The sequence below is a fragment of the Shinella sp. 838 genome (genome assembly GCF_029623935.1).
GTDB lineage: Bacteria > Pseudomonadota > Alphaproteobacteria > Rhizobiales > Rhizobiaceae > Shinella.
The window spans coordinates 262,896-274,946 of record NZ_JARSBQ010000003.1; the positions used below are offsets into that span (position 1 = coordinate 262,896).

A 12,051-nucleotide genomic window follows, 5' to 3' on the forward strand; every position below is an offset into this window, starting at 1 on the left:
TTTCCGGACGCAGGAATGCCGGTCAGCCCGGCAGCGTGCCGAGAGCCTGTTGCAATTGCTGCCCGGCAATCATCGGCGGCAGCACGTAGATCGCCGTGATGGCGGAGGCGAGCAGCGTCTGCTTGCCGACACACATCCAGACGAGGCGGAATTGCAGCACGACGCTGGCGCCGAAGACCGCATAGAGCAGCAGGCCGGCAAAGGGCGCGCTCCCCGGCAGAACCAGCGTCAGCGCGAAGGGGATCGCCGCCGCATAGGCGAAGGGCACGGCGATCCAGTTGCTCGCCGTCACGACGGTTGCCAGATGCCTGCCGTAGCCGAGCGGGCGCGCAAGCGCCAGAAGCAGCACCAGCGGCAGCAGCCAGCCCGCCACGTCGATCACCAGGAGCTTGACGAAGAAGGGGAGGCCGGCAGGTGTTCCCGCCGGCATGCTGCCGAGAAAATAGAGCCGCCAGGATGCCCAGATGACGGCAAAGGCGGGAAGGCACCAGGCGAAGGCCCAGAAGGAACGGGCAAGCCCGCGCACTGTCAGGTCCAGCCAGCCGAAGCCTTCCTGCTTCTGCCGCACGAGCAGGAAGACGCCGGTGAGATAATACAGGACCTCGTCAAGCCTGGGCATCGCCGAACCAGCGCTGGATGAAGGTCTCGTAGATCACGGTCAGTGTCTCGAGATCGGCGACGGCCACGCGCTCGTCGACCATGTGCATGGTCTGTCCGACGAGGCCGAACTCCACGACCGGGCAATAGTCCTTGATGAAGCGGGCATCGGAGGTGCCCCCCGTCGTCGACAGTTTCGGCGCACGGCCGACCACGGTCTCTACGGCACCCGACAGCGAGGCGATCAGCCGGTCGTTGCGGGTGAGGAAGACGTGGCTCGGGCGTTCGGCCCAGGCGATGTCGTAGCGGAGTGGCGGGCGGCCCGGCCGCAGCCTTTCGTCGCGCGCTGCGGCATCGAGCCGGCGCACGATCTCGGCCATCACGGTCTCGGCTGTCCAGCTGTCGTTGAAGCGGATGTTGAAGCGGGCGATCGCCTGTGCCGGTACGACATTGGTCGCGGGGTTGCCGACGTCGATCGTCGTCACCTCGAGGTTCGACGGCTGGAAGTTCTCCGTTCCGGCGTCGAAGGGCGGGTGCATCAGGGCGTCGGTGAGCGCGATCACGCCGCGCACGGCGTTGTCGGCAAGATGCGGATAGGCGGCATGGCCCTGCACGCCATGCACCGTGATCGTGCCGGAGACGGAGCCACGCCGGCCGATCTTGATCATGTCGCCGAGCTGGTCCGGATTCGTCGGCTCGCCGACGAGGCAGGCATCCCAGCGTTCGCCACGCTCTGCGGCCCATTGCAGCAGCTTGATCGTGCCGTTGACGGCCGGGCCTTCCTCGTCACCGGTGATGAGGAAGGAGAGCGAACCCTTCGGCGGGCCGTTCTTTGCGATCTGGCGCGCGACGGCGGCGACGAAGCAGGCGATGCCGCCCTTCATGTCCACCGCACCGCGGCCGAACATCTCGCCGTCGGCGATCTCGGCGCCGAAGGGCGCATGCGTCCAGGCCGCCGCGTTGCCGACGGGTACGACATCCGTGTGGCCGGCGAACATCAGGTGCGGTTCCTCGGTGCCGATGCGGGCATAGAGGTTCTCGATGTCGGGCATGCCGGGCTCGCGCGCCGTCATGCGCTCCACCGTGAAGCCGAGCGGCTCCAGCATGGCGGCGAGCGCCGACAGCGCTCCGCCTTCGGCAGGGGTGACGGAGGGACAGCGGATGAGCGTTGCGAGATTGGCGATCGGATCGGCGGGGGTCATGGACATGCGGTCACGGCACGAAAGGGAGGAGTGAGAATCGAGATTTAGCCGATCGCCCGTGCGCTGTCACGCGCGCCAGAAGAGGGCCTGTCAGTCTTTCGGCCGATTGGGCAGGCTGCCATAGTCGTTCGGCCCGTTCGTTCCCGGCCAGACCATGAAGGCGAAGAGCGCGAAGAAGGAGATGGCCGGGATGAACAGGCAGATGATCAGCGGCAGCGGCAGGTTCATGTCGTGCAGCCGCTTGACCGTCAGGAGAACGGAGGAGACCGTGGAGACGAGCGCCATACCGACAAAGACGAAGGACCAGAGGAGGAAAGACGGATCCTCCTTCGGCACGATGATGATGCGGGCGAGCGCCGCCGAAAGCAGCATGAGCCAGAACGCCCAGCCGAGCGCGAAGGGCCCCCGGCTGACCCGGCCGGACCAGCCGAAGAAGAGCCAGGCGAGGCTCGGCCTCTGCTCTTCCACGACCGCCATGACTTAGTCCCGGAGCAGTTCGTTGATGCCGGTCTTCGAGCGGGTCTGCGCATCGACACGCTTGACGATGACGGCGCAGTAGAGGCTTGGCGCGGGCAGGCCGTTCGGCATGGTCTTGTCTGACGGCATGGAACCGGCGACGACGACGGAATAGGGCGGCACCTCGCCATAGGTCACTTCGCCCGTCGCGCGGTCGACGATCTTGGTCGACTTGCCGATGAAGACGCCCATGCCGAGCACGGAGCCCTCGCGCACGATGCAGCCCTCGACGACTTCCGAACGGGCGCCGATGAAGCAATTGTCCTCGATGATCGTCGGGCCGGCCTGCATCGGCTCCAGAACGCCGCCGATGCCGACGCCGCCCGAGAGGTGCACGTGCTTGCCGATCTGCGCGCAGGAGCCCACCGTCGCCCAGGTATCGACCATCGTGCCCTCGCCGACATAGGCGCCGAGATTGACGAAGGAAGGCATCAGGATGGCGTTCGGCGCGATATAGGCCGAGCGGCGCACCACGCAGTTCGGCACGGCACGGAAGCCGGCCTTCTCGAATTCGTTGACGCTCCAGCCGTCGAACTTGGAGGGCACCTTGTCCCACCAGGACGAATCGCCCGGGCCACCCTTGACGATCTCCATCGGGTTGAGGCGGAAGGAGAGCAGAACGGCCTTCTTGAGCCACTGGTTGACGGTCCAGGTGCCATCCTCGCTGCGCTGGGCAACGCGCACCTTGCCGGCGTCGAGAAGGTTGAGGGACGTCTCCACGGCATCGCGCACTTCACCGCGCGTGCCGGTGTTGATGCCGTCGCGTTCCTCGAAGGCGCGCTCGATGGTGGCGGAAAGGGTGGCGAGGTCGGACAGGCTCATCGGAATTCCTTAAACTTCGAGGCTTATTTTCGATTGTCGGGATGCCGGAAGGTTGATTTCATCGATCTGCAAAATGCTCTAGAGCAAGTGCCGGAAAAGATGAAGCCCCTTTCCGGCAGATACTGTCGCACGGGCGCAATGGTAATCCCGTGGGGCCGGAAAGCAGGCCAGCAAGCAGGAAAGTGACATGGCGAGACTGAAGAAGAAGAATCTGCGTCGCAAGGATGGCGTGTGGGATCCGTTGGCCGACAGCGCGCAGGACAAGCACCGCGCCGCGGTGGTGCCGCAGACGCCGCAGTCGGCCCATCCGGCCTATCGGCTTGCCTATGTGGATGACGATTTCCTCTGCCGCGAGGAGCTACGCCCGGTCCGCCTCCAGCTGGAACTTCTGAAGGTCGAGATGATGCTTGCCGAACGCGGCATCAAGTCGACGGTCGTGATGTTCGGCGGCGCGCGCATTCCCGCGCCCGGCCAGGAGGCTTGGGCAGCGCGCAACGAGACCCAGCGTATCAACCTCGAAGCCGCTTCGGTCTATTACGAGGAGGCGCGCAAGTTTGCGCGCATGTGCTCGGAAAAATCGGCCGAGCTCGACTTCAAGGAGTACGTCGTCGTCACCGGTGGTGGCCCAGGCGTCATGGAGGCGGGCAATCGCGGGGCGGCCGATATCGGCGCGCCGTCGATCGGCCTCAACATCGTGCTGCCGCACGAGCAGGCGCCGAACCCCTATGTCACGCCGGAGCTCAGCTTCAACTTCCACTATTTCGCGATCCGCAAGATGCACTTCCTGCTGCGCGCCAAGGCCGTGACGGTGTTTCCGGGCGGCTTCGGCACGCTGGACGAACTGTTCGAGACGGTGACGCTGATGCAGACGGGCCGCATGGCGCTGGTGCCGCTCATCCTGTTCGGCAAGGCGTTCTGGCACAAGATCATCGATTTCGAAGCGCTCGCGGCCTTTGGCACGATCGCGCCGGGTGATGTGGAGCTGATGCAGTTCGTCGAGACGGCCGACGAGGCCTGGGACATCATCGTGAAGTTTTACGAGAATCTGGAAGCCGAGCAGGCGGCTGCCGCTCAAGGCTGACACGCCGCAAGGCTGCTCCTCTGTCTTTCCCGCCCCGTATCGAGGCGAGGGAGTGGCTTCACCGACAGAAACGCCCCGGCATCGACCGGGGCGTTTTGTATCCGACGGGCTGATTACTTGTGGCGCTTGCCCATCTCGTCGGCGGTGATGAAGCCGTCGCCGTTGCGGTCGCGCTGCTTGAACATCGCCGCTGCGGCGGTTTCCATCTCCGTCTTGGTCAGCGCGCCGTTCTTGTCGGCATCGGCACGTTCGAACATGCGGCCGCCCATGCGGTCGAACCGGGCTTCGCTCAGCGCCTTGAGCGCGGCTTCCTTGGCCTCCCCATCGGTCGCCTTTACGGCGCGGTAGGCCTTGCGGGCATCACGAAAGGCTTCGCGCTTGGCATAGACCTCGGCCTTCGTCACCTCGCCGTTCTTGTCGGCGTCGAAACGCTGGAAGGTTTCTGCGGCGCGCTGTAGCAATTCGTCCTGCGAGACCTTGCCGTCGCTGTTGGCATCGAGGCGCTTCAGCATGCGCTCGGCACGCTCCTCGCCGCCCTTGCCCCCGCTTTTACCCTTGTGGGGGCGAGCATCCGCCGTGTCGATCGCGCCGTCCTTGTTGCTGTCGCGGCGTTCGAAGATCGTCTCGGCAGAGGCGAGCACCTCGGCTTCGGAGAGTGTGCCGTTCTTGTCGGTGTCGGCGCGGTCGAACATGCGGCCGGCACCGGGCAGCATGAAGGGACCGGCAGCCCGCAGCGCCTCGCGGGCTTTGTCCTTGTCGGCATCGGCAGCATCGCGCACGACCTTGCGGGCCTCGCGGAACGCGTCGTGGCGGGTCTTGATCTCGTCCTTCGTCACTTGGCCGTTGCCGTCGGCATCGAAGGTCTTGAAAGTGGCGGAGATGTTGGCCTTGAACTCGTCGAGCGAGACCTTGCCGTCCTTGTTGGTGTCGAGACGCTCGACCATCGCGGCATGGCGCGGTCCGTGCCAGCCCTCGCCCTTGGCGGCAAATGCGGGGGCGGCGGCGCCCGAAAGAAGAAGGCCGGCGGCGACGGCGCCGAGAAGAAGTTCCTTTTTGGTCATGGTCATTCCTTTCCATCCATCAGCGTCCCTTGGGAAGGCAGGATAGGGGGAATGCAGGCCGGCACCAGTTACAAATTGGTAATTCAAGCTTTTGACGGAAAAGGGTTTTTTCCGTGTCGGTAATATGTCGGGCTCTTGCCTAGAGCAGCGCGTTGAGGAAGGCCGTCAGGTTTGACGTCGCATAGTCGATATGCTTGTCGCCGTCCGTCCGCTTCTCCCAGGCATCGACGAATTCATGGTTCTCGTCGCGCGGGGTCAGCAGAACGGTCTTCATACCGAGCGTCTTCGGCACGATGAGATTGCGCGGCAGATCCTCGAACATCACGGCCTGTTTCGTGTCGACCCGGTGCAGCGCCATGAACTTGTCGTAGGTCGCGCCCGCCGGCTTCGGCACGTACTCCGCAGCCACGATATCGAAGACGTCGTCGAAATGGTGGAAGATACCGAGGGCCCTTGCCGCCATCTCGGCATGCTTGACGCTGCCGTTCGTGAAGATGAACTTGCGGCCCGGCAGCGCCTGGATCGCCTCGCCGAGCGGCAGGTCGGGTGACAGCACGTCGTAATTGATCGCATGCGCCTTTTCGAGGAAGTCCGCCGGATCGATGGCGTGATGGATCATCAGGCCCTTCAGCGTCGTGCCATGATCGAAATAATACTGCTTCTGCAGGGTGCGCGCGTCCTCACGCGACAGGCCGAGCAGGGCCGAGACGTAAGCCGTCATGTTCTTGTCGATCTGGGCGAAGAGATCGACATGATGCGGGTACAGCGTGTTGTCGAGGTCGAAGACCCAGTCACGCACATGGCTGAAATCGGCTTTGTTCGGAAGATCGCTCATGGGCGTCTTATGGCATGGGCCCGCGCCAAGGGAAATGGAATTTTCCATGCCTTTCGGATCCGGTGATGGATTCGGCAAGGCCCGCGTGTTAGCGGCAGGATATGGAAATCTGGGTTCTCATCACAGTCGCGGCGGCCTTCCTCCAGAACGTCCGTTCCGCCATGCAGAAACATCTCAAAGGCAGAATGGGGACGACGGGTGCGACTTTTGTGCGCTTCGGCTTCGGCGTGCCCTTTGCGCTCCTCTACATGGGCATCCTCGCCGTCGTGCTGGCAAGGCCGCTGCCGGTGCCGGGTGCGGCCTTCTTCCTCTGGGCCGTTCTCGGCGGGATCGGCCAGATCGCAGCGACCTTCCTCCTCGTCCACCTCTTCTCGTTCCGCAATTTCGCGGTCGGGACGGCCTATTCGCGCACGGAGCCGGCGCAAGCGGCCGTCTTCGCGCTGGTCTTCCTCGGCGAACGGGCTTCGGCCGGAACACTCGTCGCCATCGCCATCTCCGTTGCCGGCGTGATGATCATCTCGGTGGCCCGCAGCGTGGTGTCGCTGCGCACGCTCGTGACGTCGGTCTTTTCGCGGACGGCTGCGATCGGTCTGTTGTCGGGCACGTTCTTCGGCATCTCCGCCGTCGCCTACCGCTCTGCCTCGCTGGCGCTTGCACCGACACTGCCGGTGCCGGACTACATGATGCAGGCAAGCTATACGCTGGTCTTTGTGATCGTGTTGCAGACCGTGCTGATGCTCGGCTGGATCCTGCTGCGTGAGAGGAACGAACTGCCGCGCATCGCGGCCGCGTGGCGCCCAGCGCTTCTCGTCGGGTTTGTCGGCGCCACCGCCTCGTTCGGCTGGTTCATGGCGATGACGTTGCAGCAGGCTGCCGTCGTGAAGGCGCTCGCGCAGGTGGAGATGCTGTTCACCTTCGCCTCCACCGTCTTCATCTTCAAGGAGCGCATCAACCGCCTGGAAATCGCCGGTTGCGCGCTCATCGTCGTCGGGGTGCTGGCGCTGCTCGCCTACGGCTGAAGCAGCGCCGAAGCCGGATCAGGGCACGAGGAGCGTGCCGGCGCCATGCTCGGTGAAGATTTCGAGCAGCACGGAATGGGCGGTCTTGCCGTTCAGAATGACGACGCCCTGCACGCCGGCCTTGATGGCGTCGATACAGGTTTCTACCTTCGGGATCATGCCGCCGGAAATCGTGCCGTCCTTGATGAGGGCGCGGGCTTCGGCCACGGAAAGTTCCTTGATGAGCTGGCCGTTCTTGTCGAGCACGCCGGGTACGTCCGTCAGGAAGAGCAGGCGCGTCGCGTTCAGTGCGCCCGCGATGGCGCCGGCGAAGGTGTCGGCATTGATGTTGTAGGTATGGCCGTCGCGGCCTGGCGCGACGGGAGCGATGACCGGGATCATCTCGGATTTCGCAAGCAGGTCGATCAGGGTCCGGTCGACCTCCACCACCTCGCCGACGAAGCCGAGATCGAGAATACGCTCGATATTGCTGTCCGGATCGATGACGGTCTTCTTGGCCTTTTCGGCGAAGACCATGTTGCCATCCTTGCCGCAAAGGCCGATCGCCCATTCGCCGGTCTGGTTGATCAGCGCGACGATCTCCTTGTTGATCGAGCCGGCGAGCACCATCTCGACGATCTCGACCGTCTTCTGGTCGGTGACGCGCAGGCCCCCTTCGAATTTCGATTCGATGCCCATCTTGCTCAGCATCGCGCCGATCTGCGGGCCGCCGCCATGCACGACGATCGGGTTGACGCCCGACTGCTTGAGCAGTGCGATGTCGCTGGCGAAAGCCTTGCCCAGTTCCGCATTGCCCATGGCGTGGCCGCCATATTTCACCACGATGGTCTTGTTCTCGTAGCGCTGCATGAAGGGCAGGGCTTGCGCGAGAAGGCGGGCTTGGGTTTCGCTTTCGGATAGGGACATGGCGGCCTCTTGGGAACGGGTGGGCGCCTGTTTAACGCATGTTTCGTGACGATGGAATGATTTGGATACGAGATTGCGTATGGTCGGGGAAAAAGACTAGGGTTGCGGCGCGACAGGCAGGGAGCGGCGCGTGACCGGCAATGACATCTCCTACCTCATCGGCCGCGTTTCACTGAAGGACCGCAAGGCCTTCGCCGTGCTCTACGAGGCGAGTGCCCCGAAACTTTTTGCCATCTGCCTCCGTATCCTGCGCGACAGGAGCGAAGCGGAGGAGGCGTTGCAGGAGGTCTATGTCAAGATCTGGCAGCGTGCCGATCGCTACGTGGCCGGCAATGTGCACCCGATGGCCTGGCTCGCCGCGATCGCACGCAACCACGCCATTGACGTCATTCGTGCGCGAAGACCGGTGGCAACGGACATCGATGAGGCCTATGATATTGCCGACCCGCTCATGACGCCGGAGGAGGCCGTCGTGTTGCAGTCGGAGGGCCGTCGGATCGATACATGCATGGAGGAGCTGGAGCCCGGACGGGCATCGGCCGTCCGGCGTGCCTATATAGAGGGTCTGAGCTATGAAGAGCTTGCCGAAATCCACAATGTGCCACTGAACACGATGAGAACCTGGCTTCGCCGAAGCCTTCTGAAACTGAGAGAGTGCATGAGCCGATGACGGCGCCCGACAAAGACATGAGAGACCCCCGCCGCGACGAGGTGATCGCGGGCGAATACGTGCTCGGGGTGCTTTCCGCCGAAGACCGCCGCAAGGTGGAGGAGCGGCTTGCCGAGGATCGCCAGTTCGCCGCCATGGTGAACCGTTGGGAAGAAAACCTCTCCACCTTCAATGACGATTACGAGGTGCTGCAACCACCGCCCCGCACCTTCTCCGCCATCGAGCAGCGCATCCTTGGCACCTCGCCGCCGGACGCCGCCTTTTCCGGCAAGGTCTCCGGCGGCTTCTGGAATTCGCTGGCCCTCTGGCGTTCGCTTGCACTCGCCTCGCTTGCCGTTGCTGCCGGGCTTGCCTTCTCGATGAGCGCGCTTCTGGCGCCCCGCCCGCAGAGCGGCGGCCGGCTGGTCGCTGATCTTGCCGGCGAGGGAGCTGCGATCAATCTCGTTGCGCGCTACGACGAGGCGAACGGTGCGTTGCGCGTCACGCCCGTCGCAGCCGGAAAGGAAAAGGAAAAATCGCTGGAGCTTTGGCTCGTTGAGGACGGAAAATCGCCGGTCTCGCTTGGCGTCCTGCCGCAAACCGGCGAAGGTGAGCTGGCTGTGCCGGCGGTCATGCGTAGCCGCATCGTACAGGGTTCGGTCCTTGCCGTCAGCGTCGAGCCCTTTGGCGGATCGATGAGCGGTAGCGTGACTGGTCCGGTCATCGCATCAGGTGCAGCCCGCTTCGATTGATGGAACGAAGAAAACGAAGAGGGCCGCGCGTTTCGCGGCTTTTTCGTTTTCCGGACAATGGTTTGTAAGAAAGTTCGCCTGTCCTGAAACTCTTTTTTCAAGGCGCCCGTTGCTCCCAGTGATCGCCCCTCGGGCATCACAACCGGGAGGACCCGCATGCCGCGGGGCCGGAAAAAAGGACCCTATCCATGACCCGTTTCACGCTTCGCACCGCTGCCCTCGTCACGGTTTTCGCGCTTGGTGCCTTTGCGGCTCGCGCGGAAAACCCGATGGTTGGCGGCGCGCCGATGTACGACAACAAGACCATCGTCGAAAACGCCGTCAATTCGAAGGACCATACGACGCTGGTGGCTGCCGTGAAAGCCGCCGGGCTCGTCGAGACACTGTCGGGTGCCGGCCCCTTCACCGTCTTCGCGCCGACCAACGAGGCCTTCGCGGCGTTGCCGGCCGGTACGGTCGACACGCTGCTGAAGCCGGAAAACAAGGATCAGCTGGTCAAGGTGTTGACCTGCCATGTGGTGGCGGCAAATGCGCTGTCGGAAGCAATCGGCAAGATGATCGCCGATGATGGCGGCAATCACCCCGTGAAGACCGTCGGCGGTTGCATGCTTTCCGCCAAGATGGACGGCGACAAGATCACGTTGACGGATGAGACAGGCGGCACGGCGTCCGTGACCATCGCCGACGTCAAGCAGTCGAACGGCGTCATCCACGTCATCGACAAGGTTCTGCTGCCGAAGGCCTGACCTCGAAAATCCGGGCCCGCGTTCTTTCGGCTCGGATCAGCCTTCGTCAGCCCTGGGCCGCCGGTTCTGCCGGCGGCTCTTTTATCGCGTGATGGCCGTGATGATGGCGCTGCGCAATTCGTCCAGCCCGCGACCCTTTTCCGAGGAGGTGGCCAGCACCTCGGGATAGGCGGCCGGACGCTTGGCGATCTTCTGCAGCGTTTCTTCAACGAGGCGCGGCACGCCGGCATCCTTGATCTTGTCGGTCTTGGTCAGCACGATCTGGTAGGAGACGGCCGCCTTGTCAAGCAGGGCGAAAACCTCCTCGTCGTTCTTCTTGATACCGTGGCGGCTGTCGATCAGCACATAGACGCGCTTCAGCGTCGAGCGACCGCGCAGGTAGTCGAAGACGAGCTTGGTCCAGGCGTCGACCTGTTCCTTCGGCGCCTGGGCATAGCCGTAGCCGGGCATATCGACGAGCGCCATCGGCGGCAGGTCGTCCTCCGCGCCGGAAAAGCCATCCGGGACGAAGTAGTTGAGTTCCTGCGTTCGGCCGGGCGTGTTGGATGTGCGTGCCAAGCCCTTGTGGCCGACCAGTGCGTTGATCAGCGAGGATTTACCGACATTCGAGCGACCGGCGAAAGCGATCTCCGGCGGCCCCTCGGGCGGCAGGAATTTCATCGCCGGCACGCCGCGGATGAAGATCCACGGCCTGCCGAACAGCGGCTTGTCGTCCTGCGACGTCGTCTCGGTCATAAATCGTGCCCTTGTTGTCCGGCCCCCGGCTTCCGGGTTTTGGCTGCGAAAGTCAAGCGCGCCGCTGCCGCCAGAGTTCGACGCCGAGATAACACAGGAGTGCTGCCAGCACGATGATGCCGCCGACGATCGTGCGCGCACCGGGCACTTCTCCGTGGATGATCGCCACCCAGAGCGGCGCCAGCACCGTCTCGGCCGTGCCGAGCAGGGCGGCGAGCGCCGAGGGAACCAGGCGGGCGCCGGTGACGAAGAGCGCAAGGCCGAGGCCGAAATTGAGCGCGCCAAAAACGATGAGAACGGCGAGTTCCTGGCCGCTCACGGCAAAGCCGGAAGCCTGGCTTGCCGCCACCGCGCAGGCGACGAGCGTGCCGAAGAAGACGGCGGGCGTCATGCGCACATGGGCAAAGCGCCGGGTGATGATCGTTGCGGTGGCGAAGGCGAAGGCGATCAGCAGGGCGAGCGCATCGCCCATCATGGAAACGCTGCCGCCGAGCGATTCCGAGACCATGATGGCAACGCCGCCGATCACCGCCGCGATGGCGACCCAGGTGTGGACCGCGATCCTCTCGCGAAACAGCAGCCAGGCCATCAGCGCCGCGATCAGCGGCACGCCGGCCTGGATCAGCACGACATTGGCGACGGTCGTATAGGCCAGCGCGAGGATGAAGGACGTGGAGGCGGTGGCAAAGCAGAGGCCGACCGCGATGCCGGCAAGGCCCATGCCCCGGAACAGTTGCACGGTGCCGCGTGGGCCGTCCCGCAGCAGCATGAAACCGAGCAGGAAGAGGGCGGCAAAGAGTGAGCGCCAGAAGACGACAGTCCAGCCGTCCTCAATGGCGAGAAAGCGCGCCAGTGTGCCGCCGAAGCTCCAGACGACGGCCGAGCCGAGCACGAGGGCGGCGCCATAGCCTTGCCCCCTTCTGTCCGGAAGCGTGGGAGTGACCGGAAGCGTGGAGGCAGACATGATGATGCGCTCGCAAGGACAAGTCCGGCAAAAGGGCGGAAAGCGGTTCTGCGTTCGGAACGGTGTCGGGACAAAGGGATCGTCGCGAGCATGACAGGGATCCGCCCGCACCGCTTCCATGCCAGCGACGGGGCGATGTCGCAAGCGGGCCTTGCAGAAAAAACGG

14 protein-coding genes are annotated in these 12,051 nt (G+C 64.1%); 5 read left to right on the top strand and 9 right to left on the bottom strand.

All coding sequences use genetic code 11. From position 1 onward, the window contains the following. Positions 1 to 22 precede the first annotated feature (22 nt). The 4 genes from P9A16_RS12820 to dapD form a co-directional block, all read right to left on the bottom strand. Positions 23 to 619, bottom strand: a complete 597-nt coding sequence (locus P9A16_RS12820) for a hypothetical protein (RefSeq protein ID WP_023512909.1) — start codon at positions 617 to 619, stop codon at positions 23 to 25. After that, positions 606 to 1,799 carry a succinyl-diaminopimelate desuccinylase gene (gene dapE / locus P9A16_RS12825; protein WP_037405964.1) on the bottom strand — a complete coding sequence of 398 codons (1,194 nt, stop codon included), beginning with the start codon at positions 1,797 to 1,799 and terminating at the stop codon, positions 606 to 608. The genes P9A16_RS12820 and dapE overlap by 14 nt, the downstream gene beginning before the upstream one ends. Positions 1,800 to 1,889: 90 nt before the next feature. Then, a complete protein-coding gene (locus P9A16_RS12830; RefSeq protein ID WP_023512907.1) occupies positions 1,890 to 2,276 on the bottom strand; it encodes a DUF805 domain-containing protein in 387 nt (128 codons plus the stop codon). 3 nt (positions 2,277 to 2,279) lie between these two features. Continuing rightward, complete coding sequence (gene dapD, locus P9A16_RS12835) at positions 2,280 to 3,137, bottom strand: 2,3,4,5-tetrahydropyridine-2,6-dicarboxylate N-succinyltransferase (protein ID WP_023512906.1); 858 nt, start codon at positions 3,135 to 3,137, stop codon at positions 2,280 to 2,282. Positions 3,138 to 3,324: 187 nt separating this feature from the next. Between dapD and P9A16_RS12840 the strand changes: the two genes are divergently transcribed. After that, the gene (locus tag P9A16_RS12840) at positions 3,325 to 4,218 is read left to right on the top strand and encodes an LOG family protein (protein WP_023512905.1); all 894 of its coding nucleotides are present in this window, start codon (positions 3,325 to 3,327) and stop codon (positions 4,216 to 4,218) included. Between the two features lie 113 nt (positions 4,219 to 4,331). On the opposite strand, the gene P9A16_RS12845 is transcribed toward P9A16_RS12840, so the two are convergent. Then, positions 4,332 to 5,285: an EF-hand domain-containing protein gene (locus tag P9A16_RS12845; RefSeq protein ID WP_037405886.1), complete on the bottom strand. Its 954-nt coding sequence runs from the start codon at positions 5,283 to 5,285 to the stop codon at positions 4,332 to 4,334. A 133-nt stretch (positions 5,286 to 5,418) separates the two neighbouring features. Further along, positions 5,419 to 6,114 carry a pyrimidine 5'-nucleotidase gene (locus tag P9A16_RS12850; protein ID WP_037405961.1) on the bottom strand — a complete coding sequence of 232 codons (696 nt, stop codon included), beginning with the start codon at positions 6,112 to 6,114 and terminating at the stop codon, positions 5,419 to 5,421. A gap of 101 nt (positions 6,115 to 6,215) precedes the next feature. On the opposite strand from P9A16_RS12850, the gene P9A16_RS12855 reads away from it, so the two are divergent. Then, positions 6,216 to 7,133 carry a DMT family transporter gene (locus P9A16_RS12855; protein ID WP_023515235.1) on the top strand — a complete coding sequence of 306 codons (918 nt, stop codon included), beginning with the start codon at positions 6,216 to 6,218 and terminating at the stop codon, positions 7,131 to 7,133. An 18-nt stretch (positions 7,134 to 7,151) separates the two neighbouring features. Here P9A16_RS12855 and argB read toward each other — a convergent pair whose 3' ends face one another. Continuing rightward, the gene (gene argB / locus P9A16_RS12860; protein ID WP_023515234.1) at positions 7,152 to 8,039 is read right to left on the bottom strand and encodes an acetylglutamate kinase; all 888 of its coding nucleotides are present in this window, start codon (positions 8,037 to 8,039) and stop codon (positions 7,152 to 7,154) included. A gap of 130 nt (positions 8,040 to 8,169) precedes the next feature. Here argB and P9A16_RS12865 point away from each other — a divergent pair, with 130 nt between their 5' ends. From P9A16_RS12865 to P9A16_RS12875, 3 genes are all read left to right on the top strand, one after another. Next, positions 8,170 to 8,709: a sigma-70 family RNA polymerase sigma factor gene (locus P9A16_RS12865; protein WP_024270219.1), complete on the top strand. Its 540-nt coding sequence runs from the start codon at positions 8,170 to 8,172 to the stop codon at positions 8,707 to 8,709. Beyond that, a complete protein-coding gene (locus P9A16_RS12870; RefSeq protein ID WP_023513932.1) occupies positions 8,706 to 9,440 on the top strand; it encodes an anti-sigma factor in 735 nt (244 codons plus the stop codon). The genes P9A16_RS12865 and P9A16_RS12870 overlap by 4 nt, the downstream gene beginning before the upstream one ends. Positions 9,441 to 9,628: 188 nt before the next feature. Continuing rightward, positions 9,629 to 10,186 (top strand): fasciclin domain-containing protein, encoded by a 558-nt coding sequence (locus P9A16_RS12875; RefSeq protein ID WP_023513933.1) that lies wholly within the window; start codon positions 9,629 to 9,631, stop codon positions 10,184 to 10,186. A gap of 81 nt (positions 10,187 to 10,267) precedes the next feature. Here the strand turns inward: P9A16_RS12875 and yihA are convergent, their stop codons facing one another. Both yihA and P9A16_RS12885 read right to left on the bottom strand, forming a co-directional pair. Then, on the bottom strand, positions 10,268 to 10,921 hold the full coding sequence (gene yihA, locus P9A16_RS12880; protein WP_023513934.1) for a ribosome biogenesis GTP-binding protein YihA/YsxC: 654 nt from the start codon (positions 10,919 to 10,921) through the stop codon (positions 10,268 to 10,270). Positions 10,922 to 10,973: 52 nt separating this feature from the next. Next, complete coding sequence (locus P9A16_RS12885; RefSeq protein WP_023513935.1) at positions 10,974 to 11,885, bottom strand: DMT family transporter; 912 nt, start codon at positions 11,883 to 11,885, stop codon at positions 10,974 to 10,976. Positions 11,886 to 12,051 lie beyond the last annotated feature (166 nt).

Bases quoted from the DNA above. Each gene is read 5' to 3' on its own strand.
- P9A16_RS12885 (WP_023513935.1), bottom strand. From the start codon at position 11,885: ATGTCTGCCTCCACGCTTCCGGTCACTCCCACGCTTCCGGACAGAAGG.
- yihA (WP_023513934.1), bottom strand. From the start codon at position 10,921: ATGACCGAGACGACGTCGCAGGACGACAAGCCGCTGTTCGGCAGGCCG.
- P9A16_RS12830 (WP_023512907.1), bottom strand. From the start codon at position 2,276: ATGGCGGTCGTGGAAGAGCAGAGGCCGAGCCTCGCCTGGCTCTTCTTC.
- dapE (WP_037405964.1), bottom strand. From the start codon at position 1,799: ATGACCCCCGCCGATCCGATCGCCAATCTCGCAACGCTCATCCGCTGT.
- P9A16_RS12850 (WP_037405961.1), bottom strand. From the start codon at position 6,114: ATGAGCGATCTTCCGAACAAAGCCGATTTCAGCCATGTGCGTGACTGG.
- P9A16_RS12855 (WP_023515235.1), top strand. From the start codon at position 6,216: ATGGAAATCTGGGTTCTCATCACAGTCGCGGCGGCCTTCCTCCAGAAC.
- P9A16_RS12845 (WP_037405886.1), bottom strand. From the start codon at position 5,285: ATGACCATGACCAAAAAGGAACTTCTTCTCGGCGCCGTCGCCGCCGGC.
- P9A16_RS12875 (WP_023513933.1), top strand. From the start codon at position 9,629: ATGACCCGTTTCACGCTTCGCACCGCTGCCCTCGTCACGGTTTTCGCG.
- argB (WP_023515234.1), bottom strand. From the start codon at position 8,039: ATGTCCCTATCCGAAAGCGAAACCCAAGCCCGCCTTCTCGCGCAAGCC.
- P9A16_RS12840 (WP_023512905.1), top strand. From the start codon at position 3,325: ATGGCGAGACTGAAGAAGAAGAATCTGCGTCGCAAGGATGGCGTGTGG.
- dapD (WP_023512906.1), bottom strand. From the start codon at position 3,137: ATGAGCCTGTCCGACCTCGCCACCCTTTCCGCCACCATCGAGCGCGCC.
- P9A16_RS12820 (WP_023512909.1), bottom strand. From the start codon at position 619: ATGCCCAGGCTTGACGAGGTCCTGTATTATCTCACCGGCGTCTTCCTG.
- P9A16_RS12870 (WP_023513932.1), top strand. From the start codon at position 8,706: ATGACGGCGCCCGACAAAGACATGAGAGACCCCCGCCGCGACGAGGTG.